This is a genomic window from Flavobacterium sp. CSZ (assembly GCF_015350725.1).
Classification (GTDB): domain Bacteria; phylum Bacteroidota; class Bacteroidia; order Flavobacteriales; family Flavobacteriaceae; genus Flavobacterium.
Genome location: NZ_JADKPQ010000008.1, coordinates 68,094 through 82,147 on the forward strand (window position 1 = coordinate 68,094; position 14,054 = coordinate 82,147).

Below are 14,054 nucleotides of genomic sequence, written 5' to 3' on the forward strand. Positions count from 1 at the left end.
ATTATGCTCCAGCTAAAATGAAGCAATTCAAATAAAACTTTGCGAATTGGTTCCCAATAACTACCAGGATTGTAGGATCTAAAAATGAGAAAAAATCATTTTAATCATTTTAATCTGTGGCAAAAAAAAACAAAAAACCTCGAAAGTGATTTCGAGGTTTTGTATTATTCAGCTATTTTATCTGCTCTTCATGGTCTGATAAATGGTGGTAAAAGTTGGCTGGCAACTTCTCCAAAACCAAGACGTACTTCGGCATTTTCGCAAAAACCTCTGATAATTACCGTATCATTATCTTCGATAAATTTACGTTCGCTTCCGTCATTTAATTTCAAAGGATTTTTTCCTCCCCAGGTTAATTCCAGCATAGAACCAAAACTATCCGGAGTTGGACCAGATATAGTACCTGAACCCATCATATCACCAGAATTCACACGACACCCATTAGAAGTATGATGTGCTAATTGTTGGCTCATGGACCAGTATAAATATTTAAAGTTTGATTTAGAAACTACCGTTTCTTCTGCATCTTCAGGTTTAATAGAAACTTCAAGATGAATATCAAAAGCTTTTTTCCCTTTAGTCTGTAAATAAGGTAATGGCGAAGGATCTTGTTTAGGGCCTTTGGTTCTAAAAGGTTCAAGAGCATCCATTGTTACAATCCACGGAGATATTGATGTTGCGAAGTTTTTAGCTAAGAATGGTCCTAGCGGCACATATTCCCATTTCTGGATATCGCGTGCGCTCCAGTCATTCAGTAAAACCATCCCAAAGATATAATCCTCGGCTTCGTAAGTTGGGATATTTTCTCCCATTATATTCACATCGGTTGTAATAAAAGCAGTTTCCAATTCAAAATCTACCAATCGAGAAGGTCCAAAAACAGGATATTTTTCTCCGGCCGGTAAAGTTTGTCCCATTGGTCGGTGAACCGGAATCCCGGACGGAACAATAGTAGAACTTCTACCGTGATAACCTACAGGTATATGCAACCAGTTTGGTAATAAAGCATTTTCAGGATCGCGGAACATTTTTCCAACGTTCGTAGCGTGTTCTTTACTAGAGTAAAAGTCCGTATAATCACCTATTAATACAGGTAATTGCATCTCTACATCGTCGATTTTAAAAATAACAATATCGCGATCTTTTGTTGAATCTCTTAGTTGTGGATTAGTTTCGTCGAAAATATCAGCAATGCGATTTCGAACTAAACGCCATGTCTTTTTTCCGTCAGAAATAAAATCATTAAGCGTATCCTGCATGAACATATCATCAGTTAAATCTATTCCTGAAAAATAGTTTAATTGTTGTAGAGCCCCTAAATCTATAGCGTGGTCGCCAATTCGTGTTCCTACTGTAACGACATTTTCTTTGGTAAGAAATACACCGAAAGGAATATTTTGAATAGGGAAGTCGCTATTTTCTGGCACTTCTAACCATGATTTTCTTTTGGTATCGTTAGCGGTTATTGGCATGTGAATGTTAATTATTTTGTTGAAAAATTCTATGTCAAATATATCATAATCTAGCAGTTTGACAAACGTTTTTTTGTATTTTTGCAGGAAATTAACGAAAAACGAAAAAATGCAACGCGACGAACAAATTTTTGACCTTATACTAGAGGAACAAGACAGACAAATTCACGGATTAGAACTTATCGCTTCAGAGAATTTTGTAAGTGATGAGGTAATGGAAGCAGCTGGTTCTGTTTTAACTAACAAATATGCCGAAGGATATCCTGGCAAAAGATACTACGGAGGTTGTGAAGTAGTTGACGTTATTGAGCAAATTGCAATCGACAGAGCTAAAGAATTATTTGGTGCTGAATATGCAAACGTTCAGCCTCACTCAGGATCTCAGGCCAATACAGCAGTTTACCATGCGTGTTTAAATCCTGGTGATACTATATTAGGTTTCGACTTATCTCACGGTGGTCACCTGACTCACGGTTCTCCTGTAAACTTTTCAGGTCGTTTATACCGTCCAGTTTTTTATGGTGTAGATGCTGAGACTGGTCGTTTAGACTACGATAAAATTCAGGAAATTGCAACTAAAGAGCAGCCAAAATTAATCATCGCAGGAGCATCAGCGTATTCTCGTGATATGGATTTTGAGCGTTTCAGAGTAATTGCTGACAGCGTTGGAGCTATTTTGTTTGCTGATATTTCACATCCTGCAGGTCTTATTGCGAAAGGATTAATGAATGACCCAATTCCTCATTGTCATATTGTTTCTACAACAACTCATAAAACTTTGCGCGGACCACGTGGAGGTTTGATCTTGATGGGTAAAGATTTCGAAAACCCACAAGGATTAAAAACTCCAAAAGGAGAAATCAGAATGATGTCATCTTTATTAGATCTTGCTGTTTTCCCTGGAAACCAAGGAGGACCTTTAATGCACATTATCGCTGCTAAAGCGGTTGCTTTTGGTGAAGCATTAAAAGATGAGTTCTTTACTTATGCTATGCAATTGCAAAAAAATGCAAACGCTATGGCAGATGCTTTTGTAAAAAGAGGATACCAAATTATTTCTGGCGGAACTGATAACCATATGATGCTTATTGACTTAAGAAATAAAAATATTTCTGGTAAAGAAGCTGAAAATGCATTAGTAAAAGCAGAAATCACTGTAAATAAAAATATGGTTCCATTTGATGATAAATCACCATTTGTAACTTCAGGAATTCGTGTAGGAACAGCTGCAATCACAACTCGTGGTTTAGTTGAAGAAGACATGGAAACTATCGTAGCACTTATCGATAAAGTATTAGCTGATCATACAAATGAAGCAGTTATTGAAGAAGTAGCTAACGAAGTAAACGAAATGATGAGCGAAAGACCGATTTTCGTATATTAATTAAGATAAGTCTTAAAGTTTTAAAATCGAAAGTCAAAAGTCTTATTTTGACTTTCGATTTTTGCTTTTATAACTCATAACTTTTAACTCATAACTTTAGAAATGGGCGTATTAAGATTACAATTGCCAACAGACCCAAGATGGGTAAATATAGTAGAAAAAAATATTGAAGAAATACTGACAGATCACGCTTGGTGCGAACAAAAAGCAGCAACAAACGCGATTACTATTATTACCAATAACTCTGAACATCAGGATTTGGTAAAAGATTTATTGGCTTTAGCCAAAGAAGAAATCGATCATTTTGAGCAGGTTCACAATATCATCATCAAAAGAGGATTAAAACTAGGCCGCGAACGCAAAGACGATTATGTAAATGAATTGTATTTATATATGAAGAAAAGCGGAGACGGCAGCAGAGTCTCAGGTTTAGTCGAAAGATTACTCTTTTCAGCAATGATCGAAGCCAGAAGCTGCGAACGTTTCAAAGTTTTATCTGAAAATATTCAGGACGAAGAATTAGCTGTTTTTTATAGAGAATTAATGGAAAGCGAAGCAGGACATTACACTACTTTCATCACTTACGCCAGAAAATACGGAGTAGGAATCGATGTTGAAAAACGTTGGAGAGAATGGTTAGCCTATGAAGAATCGATCATTACCAATTACGGAAAAGGAGAAACGATTCATGGATAGTGAAATTAAAATTCCAATTTTTAAAATTCCAAATTCCAAAATTAAAGAAAGCTTTGTGAATCTCAGTGCATTCTCGGTGAATCTCTGTGAAATAAAAAAGTAGAGGAAATAAAAATCCGTATCAATCCGTGTTTTCGCGATAGCGAATCCGTGTTATCCGTGGCCAAAATTAAGCGCAAAGTTTTAATAATCTAAAATCCAAAATCAGCAATCTAAAATTCCTTATATTTGAGAGTAACCAAAACTTAAAGCCATGAGAATTGAAACAGATCTGAAATTAGGGTTTAAAGATGTAATGATTCGACCAAAAAGATCTACACTAAAAAGCAGATCTGAAGTCTCGCTGGAGCGAAATTTTAAATTTTTGCATTCTACCACAATCTGGACAGGAATTCCTATTATAGCAGCCAATATGGATACGGTGGGGACTTTTGAAATGGCACAGGTTCTGGCTAAAGAAAAGCTTTTTACAGCAATTCATAAGCATTATTCATTAGAAGAATGGAATGATTTCCTGAAAAATGTCACACCTGATTTTTACGATTATATCGCTATTAGTACAGGAACAGGAAAAGAAGATTTTGCTAAAATCAGCCAAATTATAACTGCAAATCCTTTGCTTAAATTTATTTGTATTGATGTAGCAAACGGTTATTCAGAACATTTTGTTCAGTTTTTAAAACAAACCCGAAAACAATTTCCTGATAAAGTCATTATTGCCGGAAATGTTGTGACAGGGGAAATGGTCGAAGAACTATTATTGGCTGGAGCCGATATCGTAAAAGTGGGAATTGGTCCTGGTTCAGTTTGTACAACGCGTGTAAAAACAGGCGTAGGATATCCGCAACTTTCGGCGATTATAGAATGCGCCGATGCTGCGCATGGATTAGGCGGACATATTATAAGCGATGGCGGATGTAAAACTCCCGGAGATGTTGCTAAAGCTTTTGGTGCAGGCTCAGATTTTGTTATGTTGGGCGGAATGCTTGCAGGGCATACTGAAAGTGGAGGAGAACTGATCGAAATAAACGGCGAAAAATTCAAACAATTTTACGGAATGAGTTCTACAACGGCAATGGATAAATATGTTGGAGGAGTTGCAGAATACAGAGCCAGCGAAGGAAAAACAGTTCAGGTTCCTTATAAAGGTCAGGCTATTAATACAGTTTTAGACATTTTAGGAGGTTTACGAAGCACATGTACTTATGTAGGCGCTTCGAGATTAAAAGAATTGACAAAACGAACGACTTTTATCCGCGTAAGCGAACAGGAAAATCAAATTTTTACTAAATAATAAAAAGCATTTTACATAGAATTATGATTACGATTACAGCAGCAACCATAAACGATATTAAGCAAATTCAGAATATAGTAAATATTACATGGCCAATTACTTACGGTGAAATCCTATCAAAAGAACAATTGGATTATATGTTGGGTCTTTTTTATTCTACTGAAGCTTTAAACGAACAATACAATAAAAAAATACAATTATTTTATATGATTGATGAAGATGAAACTAATATAGGTTTTGTCGGAATTGAACATCATTATAACGAAGAAGCAATAACTAAAATCCATAAAATATATCTTTTGCCGGAAACACAAGGAAAAGGAATTGGTAAAAAAGTTATTGACAAAATTGGAAAATTAGCTTTGGAAAATAATTCAACAGCCTTATTCTTAAATGTAAATCGATTTAATTCGGCTCTGGGTTTTTATAAAAAAATAGGCTTTGAAATCATTGATGAAGTAAATATCAATATTGGAAATGGTTATTTGATGGAAGATTATGTAATGAAGAAAAAGCTGTGATTTTTTAATTTTTTATGTGTTCGATTCGTTTGTAGATTTGGCGTTGAATAGATTTAAAAAGTTAAAAATAAATACAAAATAAATGAGGTATATCGCAATAGTATTTTTGTTCATAATTTCAATTTTTAGTTGTGAAAGTTCAGCGCAATCAATAAATATTCCTGATCAAATTAAAGTTTCAAACATTGAAAATAAAGTAAATGTAAAAGGCACAAAAATATTGATAAATGAATCTAAAGATTATATATATTATAATGAGTTAAAAAGATTTCAAAAAGATTCGAAAAATTATTTTCAAGTTATTGAAATTCCAAACCAAGACTATCATAAGTCTGTTATTAAAATAAGTAATAAAATTGATGAGCTAGAAAAGCAAGGCGGAAGAACAAGAGTAAAGAAAGAATTAAAATTAGGACTTTATGATGCTTATTTTGTTCTTGCTCCTCAAAATAATGATTCAGAGCAAATAATTCTTGCCTTTGGAGATACTTCTTTTTCAGTTTTAGTTATGGGAGTTTTTCCAAATGATGAAAAAGAAAGAAAGGAAATAACAGATTTAGTTTTAAGTACATATTATGATAAGAATATCAAAGTAAATATTAGTGATAATTTATTTTATGATGTTGATTTAAAAAAATCAGAATTTGAGTTATTAAATGTCATGAGTAATTTTGGTACATATACTATTGGTAAAGAACAATTAGTTGGTAATGGGATCTACATAAATAATTTTTTAATTGGAGTTTTACCCAATAATCTTAATGGCTTTGATTTAAAAACTTACAGTGATAAATTGATATATAAATATGGAAATAATATTTATAAAGAGAAAAATATTAAAATAAAGGTGATCTCTGAAGAAAAATGTAAAGAAGGTGTAAATGAAATTATAAAAGTTGAAATGTCTGGGGTTTTTGAAGGAAAAGAATTAAAAATGTATCAGTATATAAAGCAAACACCAAAAGGTATAATTCAATTTTTAGGAACTGACATATCAAAAAAATATACTCATTTTAGTGAGTACACAAAAATCGCTGAAAGTATAAAGATAAAATAGTACAATAAATAGGATAAATTTCCCAAGTAAAAAATATTAATCAAGAGTCAGTTTTATAACTGGCTTTTTTTATTTTTTTAACTCACAATCACATCATGCTTAAACAGTAAACCTTTTAATTCTTTCAAAGCAAAAACAGCTTTTTTTAGTTTAGTTTTTGATGGATCAATGGTGTAGTTATAACTCGTTTTAAAATCGGCTTTGTTAGCGATGGCTTTATCAAATTCTGAGCGGTATAAATCGCAATGATCAAAAAAAACGCTTGTAAGATCTGTAGCCATAAAATCCACTGCAATTAAGCTACAATTGGTAAACGTAGTTCCTTTGATCTTTAAGGTATAAAACTTCGAAAAATCCAGAATGCAATCATAAAAATGAACTTCAAAAATGAGTTTGTCGCACATGGCAAAATTCACTTCTTTGATTTCGCATCGGTTAAAAGTTGCTGTTCTAAAAGAGACATAATTTATTTTAGCCTCATTAAAAATACAATCGTTAAAAACACAATCAATAAAAGTAACGGCTAAAAAAGTACAGGCCGAAAAATTACAATTATTGAAAACGCAACATTCAAAATCCTTAAAATTCACATCATCTCTACCATAAGTAATGGTATCGTATTCTTTATCAAGGAAATATTCAGACTCTTTTTTCAAGGTAATTTTTGATGATTATTTGAGGGTGAAAAGATAATAATTACGTTGCATTAATTATCTACAAAATGGTGTTAATTTTTTAGTTTTAAAGAGGAATTTTTTTCAGGAAAACAGGCCGGTTAAGATTGTATTTGTTCTAAATTAAGACGGTTTTTACTCATGGTTTTTTTATGAATATGATATTTTTAAGGATTTAAAATGATAAGTGTTTAATTTTAAGGTTTTATTTTTGTAAAAAATTATTGATTTTTAATTTGAAATGTTTTATTATAATAGTATTTCGCAGTAGCTTTACAGTGATTTTTTAAGTTAAAACGTAACACATATATTATATGGGATCAACAAGAAAAGAACATGATTTTTTAGGAGAATTAGATATTCCGAATCATTTGTATTATGGTATCCAAACTTTCAGGGCTGTAGAGAATTTTAATATTACAGGAATTCCAATTTCGAAAGAACCTTTATTTATTAAAGCTTTAGGCTATGTAAAAAAAGCAGCAGCTTTGGCTAATAAAGATTGTGGTGCACTTGACCCAAAAATTGCCGAAGCCATCTGTTACGGAAGTGATCAGGTTATTGCTGGTAAATTCGATCAGGAATTTGTGAGCGATTTAATTCAGGGTGGCGCAGGAACCTCGGTAAATATGAATGTAAATGAGGTAATTGCCAATATTGGTCTGGAATATCTGGGACATAAAAAAGGAGATTACAATTTTTTGCACCCCAATAATCATGTCAATTGTTCCCAATCTACAAACGATGCTTATCCATCGGCATTTAGAATTGCGCTTTATATGAAAATGGAAAGCTTTATTAAAACATTAGAAGGTTTAGAAGTTGCTTTTGCTGCAAAAGGACAAGAATTTAAAAGCGTTCTTAAAATGGGAAGAACCCAATTGCAAGATGCAGTTCCGATGACTTTAGGGCAAGAATTTAAATCGTATGCCACTACAATAGGCGAAGATGTTAGAAGATTAAAAGAAGCTCAGAGTTTGGTTCTCGAAATCAATATGGGAGCAACCGCAATTGGTACAAGAGTAAACGCACCTGAAGGATATCCTGAAATTTGCGTGAACTATTTAGCCAAAGAAGTTGGTATTCCGTTGACACTTTCTCCTGATTTAATCGAAGCTACAGTAGATACAGGAGCTTACGTTCAAATTATGGGAACATTAAAAAGAACAGCAGTAAAAATTTCTAAAATCTGCAACGATTTACGATTATTGAGCTCGGGACCAAGAACAGGTTTCAACGAAATCAATTTGCCTGCACGTCAGCCAGGATCTTCTATCATGCCGGGAAAAGTAAATCCTGTAATTCCAGAGGTAGTAAACCAGACTTGTTTTTATGTAATAGGTCAGGATTTAACGGTTACTATGGCGGCTGAAGCGGGACAATTGCAGTTGAACGTAATGGAGCCTGTAATCGCTTTTGCGATGTTTACTTCATTAGATTATCTTTCGAACGCGATTCAGACTTTGATTGATAAATGTATCATTGGAATTACCGCAAATACAGATCATTGTTACAATTTGGTAATGAACAGCATTGGGATTGTAACACAATTGAATCCAATTTTAGGTTACGAAGTAAGTGCCAGTATCGCGGGAGAAGCTTTAAAAATGAATAAAAGTGTTCATGACATTGTTGTAGTAGAGAGAAAACTAATCACACAGGAAAAATGGGATGAAATTTACTCACTAGATAACCTTATCAATCCAAAATTTATCACGAAATAAGAAAAAAGACTTATAAGTTTATAAGGCTGTCAATTGTATTGACGGCTTTTTTTATGTTTTAGAATTTTGTTTTTTATTAAAATTGAATTGTAAAACGTTGGAAATAAGATGTATATTTACGTGAGGATTGAATGTTATTTCGAAAAATTAAAACTTTCAGATGATAAAATTTTTAAAAAATAATTATTTTCATCATTATAAAATCTTAGGGTTAGTCTTTTTTATTTCATTTAAAACGATAGCACAAACAGAAAATGTTAATCCGAAATTATGTCCCACAAGAACCATTTTAGAAATCTTCAAAAAGAAAGATTCTGCATCTGTAGCTAAACCTTCAAAAAACAACTTTTTTCTTGTTATTCCGGCAATTGGCTCTCAGCCTGCAACCGGATTTTTTTTTGGTGCAGTAGCGCAATATACTTTCAAAGGAAAACTAGAATCAGATAAATACTCCATCGCAAATCTGGGGATAACCTATACCACAAAGAAACAATGGCTGGTAAATGCCAAGAATAATATCTTGCTCAATAACAACAAGATTTTTTTAAGCGGAGATTATCGTCTATATATTTTTTCTCAGCCAAATTACGGGCTAGGAACAGATATAATCCCACACCACAGCAAGGAGAACAATTTTAGCATCGATTCGCTAGCGCAGCCTATGGATTATGATTATTTTAAGTTTCACCAAACCGTTTCTTTTGAAGTGTATAAAAATTTTTATGTAGGCGGAGGAATAAATCTCGACTGGTATGCCAGTATAAAAGATAAAGATCTGGATGTAGAAAATGGAAAATATACTTATCATTATAATTACAGTCAAAAACACGGATTTAATGATTTAGAATATTTTTTAAGTGGTGTGAGCCTCAATTTAGTATACGATTCCAGAGACAATCAGGTAAATTCTACCCGCGGTTGGTTTGCTAATATCAATTATCGTTTTAATCCTGTTTTGTTTAATAATCAGGAATATAGTAATGTTTTATACGCTGAATATCGCCATTTCATACCCCTTTCGAGCAAAAATGAAAGATACATTTTAGCACTTTGGGCTTACGGACAATTTATAACCAGAGGAAAAGTTCCGTACCTGAATTTGCCTGCAATAGGCTGGGATCAGCGAAGTCGAAGCGGAGAAGGTTATACACAAGGATTATTTCGAGGAAACGGTTTAGTCTATCTTTCAACCGAATTCAGGTTTCCAATTACCTGTGACCAGATGATAAGCGGTACCGTTTTTACCAACTTTGTTACGGCAAGTAATGTAGATAATAATATTTCCTTATTCAAGTCAATTCAGCCAGCGGCGGGTCTTGGCTTGCGCATTTTGATCGATAAAAAAACACGAACCAATTTGATTGTAGATTATGCCTGGGGGAATAATTCAAAAGGATTTTATCTAAATGCTGGCGAAACATTTTAAATTGTAAATTGATGTATGTTACATTGTTGTGAGTTTTATATACGAATTTTATCTTAAAAAAAAAATTAATTTTTATAAGGGAAAAACTTAAATTTGGAATTCATTTAACTTTCAAAAACAAACATTATGAAACAGTACGTTTTTTTTTGGTTCTTTTCCCGTCGGTGATAGGAGCGAACGCACAATATGCAAGGTCTTTTTCTCTTAATTTGTATGGTGGTTATAACTTTTCAGATAAGTTAGATTATGACGGTTATTCTGCAACGATTGAAGATGGTTTTCAATACGGTGCAGGATTTGAGTATTTCTGTTCGACAAATAACTCAGTTGAGTTAAAGTATTTAAGAACAGATGTCAAAATACCATTAGATGACCCCTTAGGAAATCAGTTAAATGCAGGTAAAGACAAAGGAGCATTTAACTTTATCCTTGCAGATTTCACCCATTATTTTGATACAGGATCAAATTTATTGCCTTATCTGGGGGCTGGTGCCAGGGTTAGTATTCTCGAAACGCCTCAGAGCGGCAGTGGAACTTATTTTGCCTGGGATATAAAAGGTGGCGTAAAAATCAAAACTGCTTAATCAGTTTCTGTAAATATCAATGCTTATTTACAATCGATGTCAGCAGCCGTTGGAGATAGTTACTATTGGTCCTATTATTTTGGTCCGGTTGCAGTTCAGGATCATGTAAGTACATATCAGTTTGGTTTAGGTGCTGTGTTGAGTTTTAACTTTAAAAACTAATTTAATCCCCCTATAAATCATCCTTAAAAATATAAAAGCATTCACTATTTGTGAGTGCTTTTTTTATGGTTGCTAAAAGCTATTGTTCATAATTAAATCATAATTTATAACTATTGTGATTTATATTTTTAAACTCAATCCCTATTTTTGTTTTTCATACCACTTAATAATATGAAATTACTTATAGTCGAAGACGAACCAAATCTTTTATCTATTTTACGTAAAGGATTTGCTGAAAACAACAACGAAGTTAGTGTCGCAATGGATGGGAAAACAGCCCTGGAAATGCTTCATAATTATAATTTTGATGTTGTAATCTTAGACGTAATGTTACCGGATATTAACGGAATTGAAATTTGCAGACGACTGCGTGCCAGCAAGAATTTTGTGCCTGTTTTGCTTTTAACAGCTCTTGGAACTTCAGAAAATATTGTAACCGGACTTAACGCCGGTGCCGATGATTATTTGGTTAAGCCTTTTAAATTTGGGGAACTTGACGCAAGGGTAAATGCATTGCACAGAAGAGCACATCAGGAAACAGAAAGGATCGACAGTATTACGGTAGGCGATTTAGAAATAAATGCCCGCGCTAAAACGGTAAAAAGAGAGGGAGAATCTATTGTTTTAACTGCCAAAGAGTTTAAATTACTGTATTATTTAGCTAAAAATAGCGGTCAGATTGTTTCGCGTGATCAAATCTTAGATAATGTCTGGGATATTAATTTTGATATGAATACCAATGTTGTTGACGTGTATATTACCTATCTGCGCAAAAAAATAGATAAACCTTTTGCCACCAAACTTATTCATACCATGAAAGGTTTGGGTTATGTTATAAAACCATAAAATGGATATAAGAAAAAAAATTACTTTTACTTATGTAGCTCTTTCCAGCTTTAGTACACTATTGTTGTGTATTATTGTCTTTGTCTTGTTTCAGGATAACAATCGTTATCATTTCTTAAAACGATTAGAAGACAGGGCCAAAATTGTAGCTTCAATTCATTTTCAAAATGATCCTGAAAAAATCAAGTATTATAAAAACCTGAAAAAAGACGGACTGGAAGAACTTATAGAAGAAGAAGAATTTGTTCTTAAAATAAACAGCGCCAATAGTTTTGATTACAATACCAACTTAAATTTACCCAATGAATTTTATACCAATGTTCTAAAATCAGGAGAAGATTATTTTGAAAAAGATAACAAATATTATTTAGGACAGGTTTTTACAGAAAGAAGTCAAAGATACATTGTAATTGTGGGAGCAAGGGATCAAAAAGGCCCTACAACGACAATTTATATTGTAAAAATCATGCTTTTTGGCGGTATCGGATTTATATTTCTGGCTTTTTTCTTAGGGCGCTTTCTTGCAAAACGAGTAATTAATCCCGTAGCAAGAATTACCAAAGAAGTAAATAGAATTAGTGCTTCTAATCTTCATAACCGATTGCCGGAAGTAAAAAACTCAGACGAAATCTCAGATCTTACTGAAACATTCAATGATATGCTGGACCGTTTAGAAACCTCTTTTGAGATTCAGGCCAATTTTATCAACAACGCTTCGCACGAATTAAAAACGCCAATAACCACCATTATTGCTGAGTCTGAAATTATGCTTCTTAAAGAACGCGAAGTATCAGAATATATTCAGTCATTAGAAAATATTTACAGCCAGGCTTCAAAATTAGGAAACCTTACAGAAAGCCTGCTAAAACTTACTCAAACCGGTTACGACGGTAAAAAGCAAGTATTGGATATCGCGAGAATCGACGAATTATTAATGGATGTAAAATCAGATTTAGATAAAATTTATCCTGATAATCGTGTGAGTATGAAATTTAATTTCGCTCCAAACGATTCTAATCTATTATTAATTCCGTGCAATAAACCTCTTTTAGAACTGGCAATTAATAATATTGTTACCAATGGCGTGAAGTATTCTGATAATAATGAAGTCTTTGTAACGCTTTCTGCCAATCAGGAAATGATTAAAATAGCGATTAACGATATTGGTATTGGTATTCCTCCCGAAGATATTCCGCATTTGTATGAGCCTTTCTTTAGAGGAAAAATAGCCACTAAATATATAGGGTATGGTTTAGGGCTTCCTTTGGCCTCAAAAATCATTCGCATGCACGATGGTGAAATACAAGTACAGTCAGAACAAAATAAAGGGACTATTGTAACTATTGTTTTTAATAAATCAAAAATCAAAAAGAACAACATTAAAAATTCTAATGTTGAATCTTAGAAAGTTCTAATTTTATATTAAGTCCTTTCTAATTTTAGGGAAGTTATTTTGTATGTATAAACTAAACGATTATACTTATGAAAAATTTCCTTATACCTACGACTTTAAAAGATGATACTATTTGCGCTGTAAAATCAGCAGTAAGCCAGGCAAAATCATCAGGTTGCGAAATCATTTTAATGATGGTTGCTGATGCCCCGGATACTTTTTCTTCTTCAGGCTATTTGCGCGAAATGCGTACCGGACTTACACCTAGTCAGGAAATAGTACTTGATACTTGTCGCTATATTATCGAGCATACTCCAAATTGTAAAATAAAAGTACAAAACCAGTATGGCCTTTCATCTCCAATTTTCAAACGCATTATAGATGTTTTCTCTGTAAAATTGGTCATTCTTACACACTCTTATAAACAAGAAACAAAACGAATTCACCAATATTTGATTCAGTTGGCAGCCAACCAAAAATGTCCAATATTGCATTTAGGAACAGAGCAATACAAAGAAGACTTTAATAAAGCGCTTTATATCGAAAATGCCCGTGCCAATATGCATGTAAAAGATGTTCAGCAATTTTTGAATGAGAACTTTTCATTTGAAATTGTAAGCCAGACAGCCAACTTCGATGACAACTACGAAAAATTCGCTCCTTATTTATCCGAAGCAATCTCAAAATACGATATCGATTTGCTGGTAGAAACCCGTAAAGGAGAGAAAATCAAATTCAAAAAAGTAAAAAAAGAAGATATGAACGAGAGATTAGGGCTTCCGGTTTTATCTCTTTACGAAGAAATGGCGTAAGACCAATTG

General features: G+C 33.2%; 14 protein-coding genes. 12 read left to right on the forward strand and 2 right to left on the reverse strand.

The features are described from left to right. Positions 1–188: 188 nt before the first annotated feature. On the reverse strand, positions 189–1,472 hold the full coding sequence (gene fahA, locus IRZ78_RS10960) for a fumarylacetoacetase (protein ID WP_194616581.1): 1,284 nt from the start codon (positions 1,470–1,472) through the stop codon (positions 189–191). 109 nt (positions 1,473–1,581) lie between these two features. Here fahA and glyA point away from each other — a divergent pair, with 109 nt between their 5' ends. From glyA to IRZ78_RS10985, 5 genes are all read left to right on the forward strand, one after another. Continuing rightward, the gene (glyA, locus tag IRZ78_RS10965) at positions 1,582–2,856 is read left to right on the forward strand and encodes a serine hydroxymethyltransferase (RefSeq protein WP_194616582.1); all 1,275 of its coding nucleotides are present in this window, start codon (positions 1,582–1,584) and stop codon (positions 2,854–2,856) included. A 102-nt stretch (positions 2,857–2,958) separates the two neighbouring features. Continuing rightward, entirely contained in the window at positions 2,959–3,552 is a 594-nt protein-coding gene (locus IRZ78_RS10970; protein ID WP_055097892.1) for a tRNA-(ms[2]io[6]A)-hydroxylase, read from the forward strand. Positions 3,553–3,805: 253 nt separating this feature from the next. After that, positions 3,806–4,846 carry a GMP reductase gene (locus tag IRZ78_RS10975; RefSeq protein WP_194616583.1) on the forward strand — a complete coding sequence of 347 codons (1,041 nt, stop codon included), beginning with the start codon at positions 3,806–3,808 and terminating at the stop codon, positions 4,844–4,846. 23 nt (positions 4,847–4,869) lie between these two features. Next, positions 4,870–5,367: a GNAT family N-acetyltransferase gene (locus IRZ78_RS10980; RefSeq protein WP_194616584.1), complete on the forward strand. Its 498-nt coding sequence runs from the start codon at positions 4,870–4,872 to the stop codon at positions 5,365–5,367. Positions 5,368–5,449: 82 nt separating this feature from the next. Then, complete coding sequence (locus IRZ78_RS10985) at positions 5,450–6,424, forward strand: hypothetical protein (protein WP_194616585.1); 975 nt, start codon at positions 5,450–5,452, stop codon at positions 6,422–6,424. Between the two features lie 77 nt (positions 6,425–6,501). Here the strand turns inward: IRZ78_RS10985 and IRZ78_RS10990 are convergent, their stop codons facing one another. Next, the gene (locus tag IRZ78_RS10990) at positions 6,502–7,080 is read right to left on the reverse strand and encodes a pentapeptide repeat-containing protein (protein ID WP_194616586.1); all 579 of its coding nucleotides are present in this window, start codon (positions 7,078–7,080) and stop codon (positions 6,502–6,504) included. A 332-nt stretch (positions 7,081–7,412) separates the two neighbouring features. On the opposite strand from IRZ78_RS10990, the gene aspA reads away from it, so the two are divergent. The 7 genes from aspA to IRZ78_RS11020 all read left to right on the forward strand — a co-directional run bounded on the left by aspA (position 7,413) and on the right by IRZ78_RS11020 (position 14,045). Next, a complete protein-coding gene (gene aspA / locus IRZ78_RS10995) occupies positions 7,413–8,822 on the forward strand; it encodes an aspartate ammonia-lyase (protein WP_194616587.1) in 1,410 nt (469 codons plus the stop codon). Positions 8,823–8,982: 160 nt separating this feature from the next. Continuing rightward, positions 8,983–10,248: a BamA/TamA family outer membrane protein gene (locus tag IRZ78_RS11000; RefSeq protein WP_194616588.1), complete on the forward strand. Its 1,266-nt coding sequence runs from the start codon at positions 8,983–8,985 to the stop codon at positions 10,246–10,248. 146 nt (positions 10,249–10,394) lie between these two features. Further along, positions 10,395–10,832, forward strand: a complete 438-nt coding sequence (locus IRZ78_RS11005; RefSeq protein ID WP_228520437.1) for an outer membrane beta-barrel protein — start codon at positions 10,395–10,397, stop codon at positions 10,830–10,832. A 36-nt stretch (positions 10,833–10,868) separates the two neighbouring features. After that, positions 10,869–10,994, forward strand: a complete 126-nt coding sequence (locus IRZ78_RS26315) for a hypothetical protein (RefSeq protein WP_255474397.1) — start codon at positions 10,869–10,871, stop codon at positions 10,992–10,994. Between the two features lie 171 nt (positions 10,995–11,165). Beyond that, the gene (locus tag IRZ78_RS11010; protein WP_194616589.1) at positions 11,166–11,840 is read left to right on the forward strand and encodes a response regulator transcription factor; all 675 of its coding nucleotides are present in this window, start codon (positions 11,166–11,168) and stop codon (positions 11,838–11,840) included. Between the two features lies 1 nt (position 11,841). Beyond that, positions 11,842–13,245, forward strand: coding sequence for a HAMP domain-containing sensor histidine kinase (locus tag IRZ78_RS11015; RefSeq protein WP_194616590.1), 1,404 nt, complete (start codon positions 11,842–11,844; stop codon positions 13,243–13,245). Positions 13,246–13,322: 77 nt separating this feature from the next. Beyond that, positions 13,323–14,045 (forward strand): hypothetical protein, encoded by a 723-nt coding sequence (locus IRZ78_RS11020; RefSeq protein WP_194616591.1) that lies wholly within the window; start codon positions 13,323–13,325, stop codon positions 14,043–14,045. Positions 14,046–14,054 lie beyond the last annotated feature (9 nt).

Excerpts from the sequence above, each read along its gene's own strand:
- IRZ78_RS11020 (WP_194616591.1), top strand. The coding sequence starts at position 13,323 with ATGAAAAATTTCCTTATACCTACGACTTTAAAAGATGATACTATTTGC.
- glyA (WP_194616582.1), top strand. The coding sequence starts at position 1,582 with ATGCAACGCGACGAACAAATTTTTGACCTTATACTAGAGGAACAAGAC.
- IRZ78_RS11000 (WP_194616588.1), top strand. The coding sequence starts at position 8,983 with ATGATAAAATTTTTAAAAAATAATTATTTTCATCATTATAAAATCTTA.
- IRZ78_RS10985 (WP_194616585.1), top strand. The coding sequence starts at position 5,450 with ATGAGGTATATCGCAATAGTATTTTTGTTCATAATTTCAATTTTTAGT.
- aspA (WP_194616587.1), top strand. The coding sequence starts at position 7,413 with ATGGGATCAACAAGAAAAGAACATGATTTTTTAGGAGAATTAGATATT.
- IRZ78_RS11010 (WP_194616589.1), top strand. The coding sequence starts at position 11,166 with ATGAAATTACTTATAGTCGAAGACGAACCAAATCTTTTATCTATTTTA.
- fahA (WP_194616581.1), bottom strand. The coding sequence starts at position 1,472 with ATGCCAATAACCGCTAACGATACCAAAAGAAAATCATGGTTAGAAGTG.
- IRZ78_RS26315 (WP_255474397.1), top strand. The coding sequence starts at position 10,869 with ATGTCAGCAGCCGTTGGAGATAGTTACTATTGGTCCTATTATTTTGGT.
- IRZ78_RS10970 (WP_055097892.1), top strand. The coding sequence starts at position 2,959 with ATGGGCGTATTAAGATTACAATTGCCAACAGACCCAAGATGGGTAAAT.
- IRZ78_RS10980 (WP_194616584.1), top strand. The coding sequence starts at position 4,870 with ATGATTACGATTACAGCAGCAACCATAAACGATATTAAGCAAATTCAG.
- IRZ78_RS11015 (WP_194616590.1), top strand. The coding sequence starts at position 11,842 with ATGGATATAAGAAAAAAAATTACTTTTACTTATGTAGCTCTTTCCAGC.
- IRZ78_RS10975 (WP_194616583.1), top strand. The coding sequence starts at position 3,806 with ATGAGAATTGAAACAGATCTGAAATTAGGGTTTAAAGATGTAATGATT.